Origin of the sequence: Rhizobium sp. PP-F2F-G48, from assembly GCF_004342335.1 — a bacterium.
In the GTDB taxonomy this organism is placed as follows: Bacteria; Pseudomonadota; Alphaproteobacteria; order Rhizobiales; family Rhizobiaceae; genus Ferranicluibacter.
The window spans coordinates 451,906-469,725 of the sequence record NZ_SLVH01000003.1 but is presented as its reverse complement, the minus strand read 5'-3'; the positions used below and the strand labels follow the sequence as shown (position 1 = coordinate 469,725).

8 protein-coding genes are annotated in these 17,820 nt (G+C 63.4%); 3 read left to right on the top strand and 5 right to left on the bottom strand.

The window, feature by feature from the left end:
* Positions 1-2: 2 nt before the first annotated feature.
* From C8J36_RS10115 to C8J36_RS10095, 5 genes are all read right to left on the bottom strand, one after another.
* Positions 3-1,607, bottom strand: coding sequence for an LTA synthase family protein (locus C8J36_RS10115; RefSeq protein WP_062595143.1), 1,605 nt, complete (start codon positions 1,605-1,607; stop codon positions 3-5).
* 94 nt (positions 1,608-1,701) lie between these two features.
* A complete protein-coding gene (locus C8J36_RS10110; RefSeq protein ID WP_132534958.1) occupies positions 1,702-2,493 on the bottom strand; it encodes an SDR family oxidoreductase in 792 nt (263 codons plus the stop codon).
* Between the two features lie 52 nt (positions 2,494-2,545).
* Positions 2,546-3,958, bottom strand: coding sequence for an aminotransferase class I/II-fold pyridoxal phosphate-dependent enzyme (locus tag C8J36_RS10105; protein WP_062595141.1), 1,413 nt, complete (start codon positions 3,956-3,958; stop codon positions 2,546-2,548).
* Positions 3,955-11,487 carry a type I polyketide synthase gene (locus tag C8J36_RS10100; protein WP_132534488.1) on the bottom strand — a complete coding sequence of 2,511 codons (7,533 nt, stop codon included), beginning with the start codon at positions 11,485-11,487 and terminating at the stop codon, positions 3,955-3,957. The genes C8J36_RS10105 and C8J36_RS10100 overlap by 4 nt, the downstream gene beginning before the upstream one ends.
* Before the next feature lie 555 nt (positions 11,488-12,042).
* Positions 12,043-13,944, bottom strand: a complete 1,902-nt coding sequence (locus C8J36_RS10095) for a potassium transporter Kup (RefSeq protein WP_062595139.1) — start codon at positions 13,942-13,944, stop codon at positions 12,043-12,045.
* 316 nt (positions 13,945-14,260) lie between these two features.
* On the opposite strand from C8J36_RS10095, the gene C8J36_RS10090 reads away from it, so the two are divergent.
* The 3 genes from C8J36_RS10090 (at position 14,261) to C8J36_RS10080 (ending at position 17,799) form a co-directional block, all read left to right on the top strand.
* On the top strand, positions 14,261-14,848 hold the full coding sequence (locus tag C8J36_RS10090) for an ANTAR domain-containing response regulator (protein WP_062595138.1): 588 nt from the start codon (positions 14,261-14,263) through the stop codon (positions 14,846-14,848).
* A 43-nt stretch (positions 14,849-14,891) separates the two neighbouring features.
* Entirely contained in the window at positions 14,892-16,163 is a 1,272-nt protein-coding gene (locus C8J36_RS10085; protein WP_132534486.1) for a CmpA/NrtA family ABC transporter substrate-binding protein, read from the top strand.
* Between the two features lie 343 nt (positions 16,164-16,506).
* A complete protein-coding gene (locus C8J36_RS10080; protein WP_132534484.1) occupies positions 16,507-17,799 on the top strand; it encodes a CmpA/NrtA family ABC transporter substrate-binding protein in 1,293 nt (430 codons plus the stop codon).
* Positions 17,800-17,820: the final 21 nt, after the last annotated feature.

Below are 17,820 nucleotides of genomic sequence, written 5' to 3'. Positions count from 1 at the left end.
GTCTATTTCAACTCGTCCTTGTGAAGGTTCGCATGCTTCAGCATGGCCTTCAGCAGATTCCAGGGCTCTTCGTTGCGCGGAAACACCGGCGCCTGCTGCGGGGTGCGGGCGGCACCCAGCGGCGTAATGAAATAGTCGGTTCTCGGGTCGGGGAAGGGATCGGCAAAGGACTTCAACAGGGGCGCATGGTCGCCGTAGAAGACGAGCCAGACCGGCCGGTCGAGCTTGTTCAGATGGTCGATCAGCTGGCCGAGCGCTTTGTCCGATTGTTGCAGGATCTCGAGATAGATGCTGACGGGATCGATGTGGCCGGGAACCCGCCCCGGTTCCCACGGGCCGTGATTGGCCATCGACGCGACGAAGATGAAGCTGCCCTTGTCGTCCTTCTGCCGATCCACCGCCTCGATCACCTTGCGCGTCAGCGCGGCATCGGAGACGTAGGGCCCGTCCCGCGCAGGATCGTGATCGAACGCGTCCAGCATCGTCATCTCTTCGAAGCCGAGCAACGGCATCGCCTTGTGGCGCAGAAAGAACGTCCGGTCGTAGGGATGGATGAAATGCGTGCGCCAGCCCGCCTTCTTCAGCTTCGTCGGCCACACCACATCCGTATAGTGCCGCGCACGGAGGTATGGATAGCTCGCATCGACATGGATATCGTCGGGCTGCAGCCCGCTGAGGACCGCGAACTCGGTGCGCAACGTGTACCCGCCTTCAAACACGGTCGCTATGCGGCCCCACTGCGTGGAGAGCTTCTGCAGGCGGTCGATATTGGGGAGGCGGACGGCGTTGACGCCGTAATGTCGCATGTCGAGGAAGGACTCGGACTGCCAGACGACCACCAGCGGGGCCTTGTTTTCGGCATTGTGTCCGATGAGATCGTTGACCGCGGCAAAGAAGGCGCCGGAAAGCTCGCTGACGATCTTCTCCCGCCGGACACCGAGCCAGATGATGAAATGAAAGACGACCGATGAGAAGGTGCCGAACCGGACCGTGCTGATCTTCGCATTCGGTTTGCCGACGAGCCTCTGCACGAGATCCGCGGTCGGCGCGTTGACCGGCCCCCAGAAGAGCGAGATCCAGGGGAAGGCGGCCGCAAAGACCATCAGCACGATGTAGAACGCTTCGGCATGGTCCGGCAGCACGTCCGGCTCGAAATACATATAAAGGCCGGTCACGCCGAAGACATAGCCGAAGGCGACGATCCAGAAGACGATGTTCAGCGAGTTCGCGTAGAAGATCGATTTGTATTTGAAGACGTCGGCGACGAGCGCGATGTCGGAAAACACCAGCGGCTCGCGGATGAAGCGGAACTTGGCGCGCGAGATCGCGGTGAAGATGATGAAGAAGCTCATGCAACCGGCAGCACCATACAGCGGGCGCCAGGAGATCGCGAAGAAGAAGGCATAGATGATGGCGACGACGGGCAGACGGGCCAAACCGTCGCGCAGGCTATGCCACAGCGTCCGGCCCTTGGGCATGTTGCGGCGACGCTCGCGCGCCGGCAACGCGAACCTGTCGGTGAACCACGCGACGAAGAACGAGAGCGCGAAGCAGACGAGGATCAACGAGAGCGGGTAGTCGTGAAGCTGGAGTGATGTCGACGGCAAACGAAACCCTTTGAATCCGCGGCGTGAGCGCCGTCACGTCGCGTCCGAGTTCTAGTGACATTCCCGTGAGGTGACAAGCTGTGTCACGTCGACGTTACCTCTGTACACCCCGAATAAGGCGATCGAAGTACCGATCGACGAGCGGCCGGACGAGCGGCGCGAGCCTGCCGAGGGCAAGAAGCGTGAGGCCGAAATAGACCTCGAAACGTCCCTGGTCGAGCGCCCGGACCATCTGGCGCGCCACGGCTTCCGCCTTCCAGGGCTTGACCTGTCCCATGATCACCTCGGCTTCTGCCGGGCGTGCCGCGCGTTCGCGTTCCAGTTGCGGTGTCTGTGTGTCGGGCGGAAAGCAGATGGAGACGACGATTCCTCTCGGCTTTGCTTCCGAGCGCAAGGCCTCGGCAAAGCCGCGAAGCGCGAATTTCGAGGCGCAGTAAGCGGCATAACCGGGAATGCCCATCAGGCCGGCACCGGAGGAGACCAGCATGATGCGCCCCTGGCGACGCGCGAGCATGGACGCATAGACCGCGCGGACGGAATGCATGGAGCCCGAGAGATTGACGGCCACCTGCCGGTCCGCGTCCGCTGCCGTCTGGTCTTCGAACCGGGCGGGCGCGACGATGCCAGCCGAGCAGATCAGGATATCGCAGAGGCCGAATACCGTCTCGCAAGCTCGGATCGCCGCCTGAACGGCGTCCGCATCCGCGACATCGGCCGCGGCGACCTGCACCTGGCCTCCACCTTCGGTTTCCAGAGAGACCTTCGCCGCGTCGAGAGCCGCCAGACCCCGCGCGATCAGCGAGACGCGATGGCCGCGGCCGACATAGATGCGCGCCACCTCGAGGCCGATGCCGCTTGATCCGCCGGTGATCACGACATGCGTCATGACGCGGCGCGCCACGTCGCTATGCGCCGGACGAAAGACCGTTGCGCCGGTGTCACCGGGCCGCCAGCATTTTCATCATCTGCTGAAGATCGATGGAGGCCAGCCCGAAGTTCCGGTCGGTCAGATCCTTGAGCTTTGCGGCCGTCAGCGTCACCGTCTTGCGGATCTGCTCTTCCGTATGCTCGCTGGTGATGAAGAAGCGCAGGCGGGCAAGGCCCTCGGGCACGGCTGGATGGATGATCGGCAGCGCATTGACGCCGGCGGCCAGAAGGTCGTTCGACAGTTGCACCGCGCGCAGGCTGTCGCCGACGAGAACCGGCACGACGGAGAAGCCGGCGCTGAGCCCGGTGTCGAGCCCGGCCTCCTGTGCAAGCTTCAGGAACAGCGTACCATTGTGGCGAAGGGCAGCGGCGCGCTCGGGTTCCGCTTCCAGTATATCGAGGCTGCCAAGCGCGGCCGCCGTCAGCGCCGGCGCAAGACCGACGCTATAGACGAACCCGCCGGCAGTCGCCTTCAGCACGGATGCGAGGGCCGCATTGCCGGCGATATAGCCGCCACAGCTCGCCGTCGTCTTCGACAGCGTGCCCATCCAAATGTCGACCTCCTTCGGATCGACGCCGTAATGCTCGAACGTGCCGCGACCCCGGCGCCCGAGGATGCCGAGGGAATGGGCCTCGTCCACCATCAGCCAGAACCCGTATTCGGCCTTGAGCTTGAGGATCGCGGGCAGGTTCGCCACGTCGCCATCCATCGAATAGATGCCTTCGACGATCACGAGGATGCGCCGATAGTCGCCGGAGACGGTCCGCAGAACCGTTTCGAGGTCGTGCGCGTCATTGTGCTTGAACAGCCGACGCGTGGCGCCCGAAAGCTTGATGCCGGCAAGGGCGCTGTTGTGGATGAACTCGTCGTGGACGACGAGATCCTTCGGGCCGAGCAGGCAGCTGATCGCCGCGACGTTGGTCAGGTAGCCGCTGACGAAACAGACGGCAGCTTCCACACCGTAGAAATGGGCGATCCGCTCTTCCAGCTCCCCATGAACCGGACGCTCGCCGGCCACGAGGCGGCTCGCGGACGCCGAGATGCCATAGGTGCCGATGGCGTCCGCGGCCTTTTCGAGGACATGCGGATGCCGGTTGAGGCCGAGATAGTCGTAGGATGCGAAATTGATCAGCTCGCGACCGTTGATGATGGTCGTGGCGCCGGCGGCCGTCGCATGCGCGCGGTAGAACGGATTTTCGATGCCGAGCTGGGCGCTTGCGGCCTCCTGCGTCTGGACCTGCTTGTATTCCGGCAGATCCTCGAACCGCATCTGCGTCCGGCGAACCGGCGTCGGCACATCGCGTTCCGACCGCGCCATCCGGTTGCGTTCGGACGATTGATGCGTGTTGCGCATCCGGTCGAGCAGATTCTCCCGGATGCTGCTGTTCATTTTCGTCGCGGCGGGCTGCCGGTCGTCACTCATTGGCTTGCAACCTTTTCCGGAGACGTTGCCTTATGGCGCTGTGTCAGTTCGGCCAGGATCTTGTCTTCGGTCGGCGGTTCGTCCTCGCTGCTTCCCTGATCGCGCTTGCTGACCTTTTCGTACAGCTTGTGCGCAACGTCGCCGACGGTCGTATTGTCGGCGACACCGGAGAGCGGCATGTCGAAGCCCGTGTTCTGCTGGAAGCTGATGCCGAGTTCGACCGCCATCAGACTGTCCAGACCGATTTCCTTCAAGACCTTGCTTCGCGAAATCGTATCCTTGGAAACCCGCAGAATTGCGGCGATTTCACTGGCGACAAGCTCATAAAGCAGGTCTTCGCCCTCCTGCGGCGATTTGCCCTCGATCATGGCGACGAGATCGAGCATGCTGCCATCGCTGCTGCCGGTATGCTGGTCGGCCGTGCGCATCACGACCTCGAACAGCGGCTGCCGAACGACAGGAAGGTTGCGCGCGGCGGACCAGTCGAATTCCGCAATCATCGCGGTCGCCGCATTCACCGTGCCGGGGTCGGCCGCGATATAGGCTTCCACCTGGTCGAGCGCGGCCTGCGCCTTCAGCGCCGTCTTGCCGATGCGCTTCGACAGGATGTCGTTGACATCGGTGTTTTCGGCGAGATAGCCGGTGTCGGCGATGGCGCCGAAGCCGATCGCAAGCCCTTTCAGACCCGCTGCCCGGCGTGCCCGTGCGAGCCCTTCCAGATAGCCGTTGGCCGCGACGTAGTTGCCCTGTCCGGGGTTGCCGACCAGCGTCGTCGCCGACGAGAACAACAGGAAGAGGTCGAGATCGTCGCTCCGGATCAGGCTGTCGAGCACGGCGGCACCCTTCGCCTTCGTGTCGATGACGGGGCGGTTGCGGGCGCGGTCGAGATTGGCGATCAGCGCGTCGTCCAGCACCATCGCGGCATGCACGACGCCCTTCAACGGGCCGTCGGCCCGAAGCGTTGCGAGCATTGCGGCCGTTGCCTTCGCATCAGTCACGTCGCAGGCATGCAGGCTGGTCACGACCCCTTTGGCGTCCCAGCGCTTGATCGCGCTCAGCGTGTCTTCGCCGGCGATACCGCGACGGGTGACAAGCGCCAGTCTGCGCGCACCCTTGTCGACCAGCCAGTTGGCAGCGGCAAGGCCGAAGCCGCCGATGCCGCCGACCACGAGATGCACGCCGTCTTCGGAGATCGTCATGCGCGCGGGCGCGGCGGCCGAGACGGAGTGGCGACCGGAAACCGGCGGCAACACGATGATCTTCCCGATATGCCCGGCATTCTGCATCAGCCGGAAGGCGTTGCCGATCTCGTCATGGGCAAAGGCGCGGTAGGGAAGGGGCACGAACTTGCCCTCTTCGAACAATTGACCGACTTCCGTGAAGATCCGCTTGGTGAGGTCCGGCTGGTTGACGAGCAGCTGGTCGGCATCGATTCCGAAATAGCTGATGTTCCGGCGGAACGGACGAAGTCCGATCTTGCTGTCGGCGAAATAGTCGCGCTTGCCGAGTTCGAGGAACCGGCCGAACGGCTTCACCAGCGACAGGCTCTGCTCCATTGCCTCGGCAAAGAGCGAGTTCAGCACGAGATCGACGCCCTCGCCGTTCGTCACCGCGCGGATATCCTCGACGAAGGACAGGGTGCGCGAGTCGAAGACGTGGTCTGCACCGAGCATCGTCAGGAAGTGACGCTTCTCGCGGGTGCCCGCGGTGGCGATCACCTTGGCACCGGCATATTTTGCCACCTGCAATGCGGCAAGGCCGACGCCGCCGGCCGCGCCGTGGATGAGGATGGTTTCACCGGCCCGGATGCGGCCAAGTTCGATCATCGCGTAATAGGCCGTCAGGAATGCGACGGGGACCGTTGCGGCGGCAACCGGGCTCACCGTTTCCGGCAGTCTGGCGATGCCGGCACGGGCCACGACGGCATGCGTGGAGAAAGCGGCCGAGGCCATGGCCATGACAGGATCGCCGATCGACAGATCGGTGATCTCGCTGCCGAGGGCGACCACGTGGCCCGAGAGTTCCATGCCGATCGTGGCGCCGGCAAAGCCGTCTTCCAGCGCTTCCTCGGGAAGGAGGCCCATGGCCCACATCACGTCACGGAAATTGAGGCCGGTGGCGGCGACTTCGACGACGACGTCCGTCGGGCCCGGCTTCGGCAGGCTGGTTGCTTCCCAGGCGATGCTGCCGACCTGCGAGGCGACCCGCTGGCGGATGGTGGCCGCCTCGAAAGACTGCGTCTGGCGGAGCGTGCCCTCGACCGGACCGGGCACGGCCCGGATTTCCTGGGCGAGACCGTCGATCACCGCCCACTCGCGATTGTCAAATCCGCGATCGATCAGCGTGGCGGCGAGGCTCAGAGCGCTTTCCACCTCGGACGCGGTCGATGCCGGAGCATCGATCGCCTGCAGATCGATCAGGTCGTATTCGTTCTGCAGGACGCGGCAGAAGGTCCACACGCCGCTGTTGAGCGCCGAGGTGGCGGAAACCGGTGAACCGCCCGGGGCGACCAGTGCCAGCCGCGGGCGCTCGTCACCCGAAGGCTCGCGATCCGCATGATGCTCCCGCACCGCTTCGCCGAAGGCGCTGAGCGCGAGGACGATGGTCTGGAGGGTGTCGGAATCGTCGAGCCGGTCGTCAGACGCGGCCGGGGACAGGCAGACGGCGCGAATGGCGCGGTTCTGAAAGGACGTGAAAGCCTTGAGGAGTTCTGCCTTGTCGGAAGGCGCGCCCGTCAGCGTCAGGCCGACGACCGGGCATTCGCCGATGGACGATGGCAGGACGGACGCCGACGCGGATGCCTGGAGCACGAGGATCGGGTGATGCGACACGAGCGCTGCATTGTCCTGGAGCGGTGCGTCGGCCGCGGACCGGGCGGCTCTTGCTTCCAGAGCGACCAGAGCGCCGAACGCGCCTTCGCGGTCTTCCACCACGATATCGGCCAGCCGAAGATCGGCAAGACACTTTTCCCACTGCGACGCGGTTGCAAACCGTCCGACGGGGAATTCCGGGGACTGGCTGCGGGCAAACCAGCCATCCGTCAGACCATAGGCGAAATCGCTGAAGACGGTCGGTGCCGTCGTCGCGGCGATGAAGGCGCCACCCGGGCGCAAAGCATGGCCGAGAATGCCGCGGACGGCGGGATCTTCGTCCACGAGGGCAAACAGCATGTCGGACGCGCTGACGACGATATCGATTGTCGTGACCGACTTGAAGGCGTCCTTCTTCAGGACGGAGACGCGGGCATCTTCCTCGAAGGCGATTTCGAGGTTGCGCTGCGCGTTGTCGCGCGGCTCGATGACGGCAAGGCTGGCGCCATGGCGGACCGCAAGGGTAGCGAGGCGCCGTGTGAAGCTCGCCGATACCGTGCCGAGTTCGACGATGCGGAGGCCGGTTCCGCCCGACGAAAGGGCCTGCTCCAGCGCCTCATAGACCATCTCGGTCCGCTGCCGGGTGGCGAGCGAATGCACGGCCTGGTGATCGAGCGTCGCTTCGCTGATGAGGCCCGGGCTCCGAACCGGGGCGTCGTCACCGATCTTGCCGGACAGTTCCGCGGCATAGAGCGCCGAAAGGCGGTCGAGTGCCTCGGTATAGGCGTTGTTGATCAGCACGGCCTCGACGGCGCGGGCGGCATTCTCGGCGTAGATCTCCTTGAGGATCTCGCTGACCGGAGGCAGCGCGAATTCCGCATTGACGGTCCAGCGATTGTCGGTGTGCTCGGCAAGGCCTGCATCCTCGAGAACGACGAGGCAGTTGCTGAGGAAGCAGCGGAACCCGACATCGCCGGGAACCAGACGCATATCGACCTGATTGCCGCCGCGCGCGAGTTTCAGCGCGATTTCATGGCAGGCCCGATAGATCGCGGCGTTGAAGAGCAGCGTCGTGTTGTCGATCCCGTCGCCGCGATCGGCCGGCAGAAGCACGGTCGGCAGTGCGTTCGACGCCGCAGGCCGCAGGTCCGCAAGTGCATCGGAGGGAACGGATTCATAATGATAGGACAGCATGTCCAGCGTCTTGTGCTGGCGCAGATAGGTGCGGCGGAAGCGGCAGTCGTCGAAGGCGGCGACGAGCTTGCCGTCGTCTCCGTAGAAACGGAACTTGGCCTTGATCGAATTGGCGCTGACCCGCTCCACCTCTGCGATCGCCCGGGTGATGACCTGACCGGAGGCCGCCAGCCGGACGGAGCCGAAGCGGACGGGAATGTAGGGTGCGCCGCCAGCCTCGCCGGTAAACCGGCCGAACAGCGCCACCATGCCGTGGAAGGTCGCATCGACCGAAATCGGGTTGAGGCTGTAGGAGACGAAGGGATGCCCGGCTTCGGCCGGCGTTTTCAACGTGACGTCGATGAACTTGTCGCCGAAGGCAACGGCCTTCGACATCAGCTGGAACCGCGGACCATAATCGAGGCCGAACTGTCGGGCCGTCTCGTAGGCTTTCGCGGAGAGAACGGTTTCCGTCTGTTCGAGCCCCTTGAAGTCCGGCCGGATATGGTCGTTGCGCGCGATGGGCTTGCGGCAGCGGGCCACGGCGTGCACGGCCCAGTCGTCTTCGGTCAGGCGCTCACGCGAGCGGATTTCGATGTCGCCGGTCTCCGGGGAGAGAATGGTCGACAGCTCCATGATCCTGCTGTCGCCCAGTTCGAGCGGCCGCACGATTTCGAGATTGGTAATCTCGACCTCGCTGGTGCCGTAGAACTGTTGCGCGGCAGAGATCGCGATCTCGATGAATCCGCTGCCGGGCAGGATCGGCTTGCCATCGACGATATGCTCGGCGAGGTCCGGGAAGAGATGCCCGTCGATATGGTTCTTCCAGCTGCTGCCGTTGAGATCGGCGCGCCAGCCGGCGAGCGTATAGGGTACGCGCGAGCCGCGGCCGAAAAGGTCGGCACTGTCGCTGGTCACGGTTGGACGAAGCTCGGTCGGCTCGAACGGCAGGATGGGCAGGCGGACCGAGGCGTTGCGCTTGCCGAAGAGCCGGGCCGAATTGAAGGCGGCTCCATGCGCGATCGCCCGCGCCATGGAACGCGAGACCGGATCGATGCCCTTGGCAGACGGGTCCTTGAGCAGGGTGGGAACGACCACGCCCGGCGCGGTGGCCGCCTTGATCGTTTCCTTGAGGTAGGACGACAGGATCGGCCGGGGCGAGACCTCGATAAACAGCGTGCAGCCGAGTTCAATGGCGGCTTCGGTCGCGGCCTGGAAGCGAACCGGCTCGCGCACGTTCTTCCACCAATAGTCGACATCCAGCTGCGCCCCGTCGAGGCGCTCGCCGGTGACGGTGGAGAGATAGGCGATGTCGGTGGTCCGCGGCGACAGGTCCGGAATATCGCCCATGAAGGCCGTCTTCGCCTGATCGATGATTGGGTGGTGGAACGGGTAGTTGATGTCGAGGATCTGGACGGGGATCTTCGCCTTGCGCGCGGCATCGCGGAATGCGGTCACCTCGGCTGCCGGACCGGAGATGGTCACCGAATTGCGCGCATTGACGGCGGCAACGCAGACATTGGCAATCCCGTGCTTCTCGGCGAACGTCCGTGCGGCCTCTTCGCCCAGCATGACCGCCGCCATGATGCCCTTGCCGGCCAGAAGGTCTTGGTGCAGCGACCGTTTGGCGACGATGGCCACCGCATCGACCAGCGACAAGGCGCCGGCCGCATAAGCTGCTGCGATCTCGCCAACGGAGTGTCCGAAGACGGCCGTCGGAGTGATGCCCATGGCGACCAGAGAATCGGACAGAGCTGCCTGAACCGCAAACAGCATCGGCTGGGCGATCTTGGTGTCGGCAAGCTTCTCCGCGAGGTTCGGATCCGTCAGCAGGGCGGCGAGGTCGAGGTCCGCATGGAACCGGAACAGGGCGCTGATCGACGTGAAGCACTGGCGGAAATGCAGGTTTTCGCGAAACGCATCCGCACCCATGCCGGCCCATTGCGAGCCGTTGCCGGAAAAGACGAAGGCGACCTTCGCGTCCCGGGTCGCGGCCTCGCCGGTCTCTCCGAGGTCGGAGGCCGGCTTTTCGATATGGCTCGAGATCGCCCGGATGATGTCTTCGGGGTTCTCGCTGCGCGCCGCAAACCGGTGACGCATGGGCGTGCGGTTGGCGCCGGACGCGGCGATGATCGCGCGCGCTTCCTCGCGGGAGGCCTTGGCGAACGAGGACTTGTAGGCGCGCAGAAGGTCTTCGAGGCTGCTGGCCGTGTGCGCGCTGGCGATGAACATATGACCGGCGGCCGTATTGCGCTGGCGGTCCTCGGTCACGGGTTCGGGATCCGAAATCACGACATGGGCATTGGCGCCGCCAAAGCCGAAGGAGTTGATGCCGGCCAGGCGCGCACGCTTGCCGCGCAGAAGCTCGATCGGATTGGCCGTGACGCGAACGTTCAGCCCATCGAAATCGATGTTCTCGTTCGGCGTATCGAAATGCAGCGAGGCGGGGAGATAATTGTTCTCAAGCGCCATGACGGCCTTGAGCATGCCGAAGAGGCCGGAAGCCGGCTCGGTGTGCCCGATATTCGACTTGATGGAGCCGATCGGCACGGGCGCGCGACGATTGGTGCCGATGACGGTGCCGATCGACCAGACTTCCGCCGGATCGCCGACTTTGGTGCCGGTTCCATGGCCTTCGACGAAGGCCACCTGGTTGGCGTCGATATTGTTGCCTTCGTAGATCGACCGCAGCAAGGCCGCCTGGGACTCGCGCGATGGCAGCGAGATGCCGTTGGTGCGGCCGGCCGAGTTCGTGCCCGTCGCGACGATGCGTGCGTAGCTGCGATCCTTTTCCTGGCGGGCGCGGTCGGAACGCCGCAGGACGAACACGACGCCGCCTTCGGCGCGCACATAGCCGGCGCCGTCATTGTCATAGGCGCGGCAAAGGCCTTCGGGAGACAGCATGCGCGCCTGCGCAAAACCGACGAAGGGAAGGGGGTGGGCCAGGATGTTGATACCGCCGACGATCGCGGTGTCGATCTCGCCGGCGTTCAGAGCCCGCATGGCCTGATCGAGAGCGACGATCGAGGACGAACAGGCCGTGTCGATGGTCATCGACGGGCCGCTGAGCCCGAAGATATGGGAGATCCGGTTGGAGATGACGGAAAGCGTGTTGCCGGTCATGAAGTAGGGGCCGGCCGCCGCGGGGTCTTCGACCGTCAGATTGGCATGGTCGAGGCTCGATGCGCCGACATAGACGCCGACATTCTCGCCCTGGAGCGAGGTCAAAGAGATATTGGCATCCTCGATCGCGCGCCAGGCCAGCTGCAGAAGGACGCGCTGCTGCGGATCCATATACATGGCTTCGCGCTGCGACATGCCGAAGGCCGCGGGATCGAAATCGTAGATGTCGTCGATGACGCCGGCCGCGAACGAATAGGTCTTGCCCGGGTTGCCCATTTCCGGGTGCCAGAAGCGCGCAAGATCCCACCGATCCGAAGGGATCCGCGTTACCGCACTTTTGCCTTGGCGCAGGAGCCGGAACAGCGCTTGAGGCGAGTCAGCTCCCGGAGCGACGCAAGCGCGCCCAATTATCTCTGCTGTCATCTTTTATCGCACGCTCTGGAATGTCTGCAATGTGATCTGCTGATTGCATTTGAGGTCCGAAAAATCAATCGGAACTTCTCGCGATCCGCAATCTGTGGTCAAGAAACGGAACGCTACAATGACGAATATGAAAGACGGAGCTAAACCATAATGGAGGAATATATAAATGGTTGAGCGTTCAGTTTTTCGCACGAGGCGAAACGATATCCACATGGCGGGATCAGGTTTCGTCGCCTAAAGCGCGTCGTCTCCCGCTTCGGTCGTCATGCGCGAAAGGCTACAGTTCTCTCATGAACGGAGCCTGAATGTATTCGGGGCCGGTGACCTGCATAGCGAAAGATCGCGGTTTTGAAGTCTTCGAGACGCACCTCGATGGGGCCCTTCCTTCGAAGAAACTCCTAGCGGAAAGTCGTGCAGTTACGGATTTTCGATCCGAAAACCAACGACGATCGATCGAAATACGATCAGCGATGGTCTTGCATACACCGGTAAGGCGTTTGAAGGGCTCGGCAGTTCTTTCCTTAAGAGCGCAAACCCCGGTGATAATCTTTGCAATCAGATCGTCACCTGTTCGCCGAGCTCCACGACACGGTTGGCTGGCAGGCGGAAATAGTCCGAGGGATCGATGCCGATGCCGGCAAGCGCGATGTAGAGGCGGTCCTGCCAACGGGGCAGTCCCGAATTCGGATCGCTGATCAGGTTGCGCCGACCGACGTAGAACGAGGTCTGCATGATCTCGAATTTGAAGCCTGCCTTCTTGCAGAGCGCCAGTGCCTTGGACACGTTCTGGTCGTCCATGAATCCGAATGTGATCTGGATGCGCAGGAAGCGCTCGGAAATTCGGACCAGTTCGATTCGCGCGGAAGGCGGCACATAGGGCGTGTCGGACGTCCGCACGGTCAGGATGACGTTCTGCTCGTGCAGGACATGGTTGTGCTTGATGTTGTGCAGCAATACGGCCGGCGTCTTGTCGGGCACGCTGGTCAGAAACACGGCGGTGCCGGGCACGGCGACCGGGGCGTGATCCGACTTCTTCTCGATGGAGCGGATAAAGGTTTCGAGCGGGATGTCGTTGCGCGCGGTCTTTTCGCGCAGGATCATCGAGCCTTTTCGCCATGTCCACATGATGACCATGATGGTGGCCGCCAGCAGCACCGGCACCCATCCCCCATCGTGGATCTTCAAAAGATTGGCCGCCAGGAAGACTGTTTCCAGAAGCAGCAGCGGCAGCAGGATGGCGCCGGCCGCAACGGCACTCCATTTCCAGACCGAGCGCAGGAACTGGAACGCCATCAGCGTCGTCACCACCATGGCGCCCGTCACGGAGATGCCATAGGCGGTCGCCAGCGACTCCGAGTCCCCGAAGGTGAAGATGAGCACGAGAACGCCGACGAAGAGGAGCGTGTTGACGGCCGGCACGTAGATCTGTCCGGTATTGGTCTCCGAGGTGAACGTGATCTGCAGGCGCGGGAGGAAGCCGAGATGGACCGCCTGACGCGCGAGCGAGAAGGCGCCCGTGATGACGGCCTGGCTGGCGATGATGGTGGCGGCTGTCGCCAGAAGCACGATCGGCAGCAGGGCCCAGTCCGGATACATCAGATAGAACGGATTTTCCGCCGCTTCCGGGTTCGCGAGCACGAAGGCGCCTTGGCCGAGATAGTTCAGCGCCAGCGACGGGAAGACGAGGATGAACCAGGCGACCTGGATCGGTTTGCGCCCGAAATGGCCGAGATCGGCATAGAGCGCTTCGGCACCGGTCACGGTCAGGAACACGGCGCCGAGCACGATGAGCCCGACGAACCCTGCATGGGTGATGAACCAGACGGCGTTGACCGGGTTCAGCGCTTCGAGGATCGTGTAATCGTCGCCGATATGCAGGAGGCCGCCCCAGGCCATCGCCAGGAACCAGAGAACCGTGATCGGGCCGAAGAAATTGGAGACGGCCGCGGTGCCGCGCGACTGGACGGCGAAGAGGCCGACCATCATGGCGGCCGAGATTGGCAGGACATAGCCGCCGAGAGCCGGCGTCACGAGCTTCAATCCTTCGACGGCCGACATGACCGACAGCGCCGGCGTGATCATGGCGTCCCCGATGAACAGGGCGGCGCCGATGATGCCGGCGAAGAACAGCACGGGCATGTACCGTCCGGTCTTTTTCATCAGCAAGGCGAGAAGCGACAGCGTCCCGCCTTCGCCGTCATTGTCGGCGCGCAGGAGAAAGAGGACATATTTGAAGGTGACGATGATCGTCAGCGTCCACACCATCAGCGAGATCAGGCCAATGACCTCGTTATGGCTGATGCCGTCATGCGAGAAGGGGCGCAGCGCTTCGCGAAATGCATAAAGCGGACTGGTTCCGATGTCGCCATAGACGACGCCGATGGATCCCATGAGCAGAACGAGGAATTTCTTCGTGCCTGCGGTGTCCTGCGGGGCAGGGCCGTCGGATGCGGTCATGGAATGTCAGACTTTCTTTCACGTCTCGCAGCAGGCGAGACACTATTACACGCACGAAGAACACGCTCGAAACCGCCCACCTCGCGGGCGCCGTCCTGCAGCCTCGTGCCCTTCAACGGCGATCTTCCGCTGTCACGCATGAGGCAAACACCGAAGGCAAACGTCGTGCGGCGGATACGATACGGGCCGTTTCGAACACACCGTTACAATTTTTGCCCGGTCGCGAGCAAGCGCGAAGACGGGGCCGCCGCCGATGGCCTGAAATGTTGCTGCTCCAGTGCTTGCACATTCTGTTGCGCTGCACAAGAATAGGTGAATGCGCCACGCCGATCTCACGATCCTCGTCATTGATGAAAACGCCATCCGCTCCTCGATCATCGAGGAGGGGCTGCGGGAGGCCGGACATCTGAAGGTGACCGTCATCCACGAGGTCAACGGCGTTGCCCGCATCATCGAGACGCTGAAGCCGGATGTCATCATCATCGACCTCGAAAACCCGAACCGGGACATGATGGAGCATCTGTTCCAGCTGACCCGCACCGTCAGCCGTCCCATCGCCATGTTCGTCGATCGGTCGGACACGGCCTCGATCGAGGCGGCCGTCGATGCCGGCGTCTCCGCCTATATCGTCGATGGTCTGCGCAAGGAGCGGGTGAAACCGATCCTCGACATGGCCGTCAGCCGGTTCAATGCCTTTTCCAGACTGCAGCGGGAGTTGGCGGAAGCCAAATCCGCCTTGGAGGAGCGCAAGGTCGTGGAGCGTGCCAAGGGCATCATGATGAAGATGCGTGGTCTCTCCGAGGAGGAAGCGTTCGCTCTTCTGCGGCAGACCGCCATGAACGAGAAGAAGAAGATCGCCGATATCGCGCAGAGCGTCGTGACGGCGGCGGGACTGCTGACATGAACGCGCGCCTGCGCCGCCACGTCGCCCACCAGAGGAGATGCCGATGACCTCAACGCTTGTGGCGCCGGCCCCCGCGCGCAACGCACCGGCGCAGGGCGCAAGGCGCGAGGGCGCCCGTGTTCTCAGGGCCGGCTTCATTCCGCTTGTCGATGCTTCCGTGCTGATCGTGGCCGCCGAGTGCGGTTTTGCCGCCCGTGAAGGGCTGGCGCTCGATCTCGTGCGCGACGTGTCCTGGGCCAATGTGCGCGACCGACTGGCGTTTCGCCAGTTCGACATCGCCCATATGCTCTCGCCGATGCCCGTCGCCTCGATGCTGGGGCTCGGCTCGAACCCGTCCCCGACGATCACGCCGTTTTCGCTCGGGCGCGGCGGCAATGCCATCACGCTGTCCACCCGTCTCTTTGCCCGCATGCGCGATGCGGGCGCCCCGGAGGTCGGCGATGCGTTGACGAATGCCCGGGTGCTCCGCCGCGTCCTCGACGACATGCGCGAGGCCGGCGAAGCGCCACCGACGTTCGGCGTGACCTATCCGTTCTCATCCCACAATTACGAGTTCCGCTATTGGCTGGCCGCCGGCGGCATCGATCCGGATCGGGACGTCAAGCTGGTCGTCGTCCCCCCGCCCATGACCTCGGACGCGCTGGCCGCGGGTGCCATCGACGGCTTCTGCGTCGGTGCGCCCTGGAATATGGTCGCGTCGGAGCGCGGCGTCGGGCGCATCGTCGCTGCCAAGCAGGACATCTGGCCCTCGGCGCCTGAAAAGGTCGTCGGCATGCGGCCGGACTGGGCGGAAAGCCATCCGGAAACCGTCTCCCGCCTGCTCGTCGCGCTGGATGCGGCCGCACGCTGGTGCGACGGAAGCGAGAATCACGACGACCTCGCAGCGCTTCTCGCGCAGCCGAATTATCTGGCCGCTCCGGTCGATATCATCCGCCGGGTTCTTGCCGGCGAGTTCAGCCTCGACGACACGGGCGAGCGTCGCATCATCCCCGACTATTTCACCTTCCATGGCGGATTTGCGAACTACCCCCGGCCAAGCCATGCACTCTGGACCTACAGCCAGATGCTCCGCTGGGGGCAGGTCGAGTGGTCGCAGGCGTCTGCCGAAAAAGCATTGTCGGCCTACCGGCCCGACCTCTATCGCGCGGCACTCGGCACGGGTCCCGAAGATGCCGACCTCCGGACGGAAGGCGTGGTTTACGGCGATCGCTTCATGGATGGCTTCACCTTCGATCCGCAGGCGATTCCGGATTATGTCGCTGCCTTTCCCGTTCGTTACGAGCAGGTTTCAGGTCCGCTCCACGACGATGCCTGACGGCAGCCATGCCGTTTTGCGATGCACGCTTCACGCTGCGTTGCAGGCATGTGGCTAGAAGATAAGCATTCTGAGTGCTGATCGTTTCTAAGGCATTCGAGATTTTATTTCATTAAAACAAATTCTTGAGACTCCTCAATCCAACTGGCACGCCGTTTGCTTTTAAGAAATTGCTCAGTCAACGGCGATTGAAGCGAAAGAGCGCAAGACGCGCTCACCCATGACACCGACGTCGCAAGGTTTTTGCTCCAGGGCTCCAGGCTCTTCGAGATGCATTTTCCGAGCGGCGTTTTTTTGTGCCCGAATTTCTAGCTTCCGCCCGCTTCACCAGAGGATATCTCCGATGACCCGCATTTTGAACCAGTCCCTCAACCGCCGTTCGATCCTGAAGGCCACCGCGACCGCAGCACTTTTCACGGCCGTCAAATCTGCCTTCCCCGGCGGCGCTTTTGCGCAAGGTGCAGGGCCGGAAACCACCAAGGCGACCCTCGGTTTCGTCGCGCTGACCGACAGCTCGCCGCTGATCGTCGCCAAGGAAAAGGGCTTCTTCGACAAGCATGGCATGACCGAGGTCAATGTCGTCAAGCAGGCGTCCTGGGGCACGACGCGCGACAATCTGGTGCTCGGCTCGGCCGGCAACGGCATCGACGGCGCGCATATCCTCACCCCCATGCCGTACCTCATCTCGGCCGGCAAGGTGACCCAGAACAACCAGCCGTTGCCCATGTCGATCCTCGCCCGCCTCAATCTCGATGCCCAGGCGATTTCGGTCGGCTCGGCCTATGCGGACCTGAAGGTCGGCCTCGACTCCGGCGTGCTGAAGGAAGCCTTCGCCAAGAAGAAGGCGGACGGCGCGCCGGCCAAGGTGGCGATGACCTTCCCCGGCGGCACACATGATCTCTGGATCCGCTACTGGCTTGCGGCCGGCGGCATCGATCCGGACACGGATGTCGAAACCATTGTCGTTCCCCCGCCGCAGATGGTCGCCAACATGAAGGTCGGCACCATGGACTGTTTCTGCGTCGGCGAGCCGTGGAATGCGCAGCTGGTCAACCAGGGCATCGGCTATACCGCGGTCAACACGGCCGAGATCTGGGACAAGCACCCCGAAAAATCCTTCGCGATGCGCAGCGACTGGGTGGAAGCCAATCCGAACGCCGCAAAGGCGCTCACCATGGCCATCATGGAAGCCCAGCAATGGTGCGACGAGATGGGCAACAAGGAAGAACTCGCCGCCATCATCGGCAAGCGCGCCTGGTTCAACGTGCCGGCCAAGGACATCGTCGGCCGCCTCAAGGGCGAGTACGATTACGGCAACGGCAAGGTCGTCGTTCAGAGCCCGCACCTCATGAAATTCTGGGCCGACCACGCCTCCTACCCCTACCAGAGCCACGACACCTGGTTCCTGACCGAAGACATGCGCTGGGGCAAATATGCGGCCGGCACGGACATCAAGGCGCTGGTCTCCAAGGTCAACCGTGAAGATATCTGGCGCGCCGCCGCCAAGGATCTCGGCATCACCGACGTGCCCGCCTCCACGTCGCGCGGCATCGAGACCTTCTTCGACGGCAAGACCTTCGATCCGGCAAACCCGGAAGCCTACCTGCAGAGCCTCTCGATCAAGCGCTTCGCCTGACCGGACCCGATCGGCCGGCGC

Coding starts and splice junctions, on each gene's coding strand:
- C8J36_RS10100 (WP_132534488.1), bottom strand. CDS start 11,487: ATGACAGCAGAGATAATTGGGCGCGCTTGCGTCGCTCCGGGAGCTGAC.
- C8J36_RS10085 (WP_132534486.1), top strand. CDS start 14,892: ATGACCTCAACGCTTGTGGCGCCGGCCCCCGCGCGCAACGCACCGGCG.
- C8J36_RS10095 (WP_062595139.1), bottom strand. CDS start 13,944: ATGACCGCATCCGACGGCCCTGCCCCGCAGGACACCGCAGGCACGAAG.
- C8J36_RS10110 (WP_132534958.1), bottom strand. CDS start 2,493: ATGACGCATGTCGTGATCACCGGCGGATCAAGCGGCATCGGCCTCGAG.
- C8J36_RS10090 (WP_062595138.1), top strand. CDS start 14,261: ATGCGCCACGCCGATCTCACGATCCTCGTCATTGATGAAAACGCCATC.
- C8J36_RS10080 (WP_132534484.1), top strand. CDS start 16,507: ATGACCCGCATTTTGAACCAGTCCCTCAACCGCCGTTCGATCCTGAAG.
- C8J36_RS10105 (WP_062595141.1), bottom strand. CDS start 3,958: ATGAGTGACGACCGGCAGCCCGCCGCGACGAAAATGAACAGCAGCATC.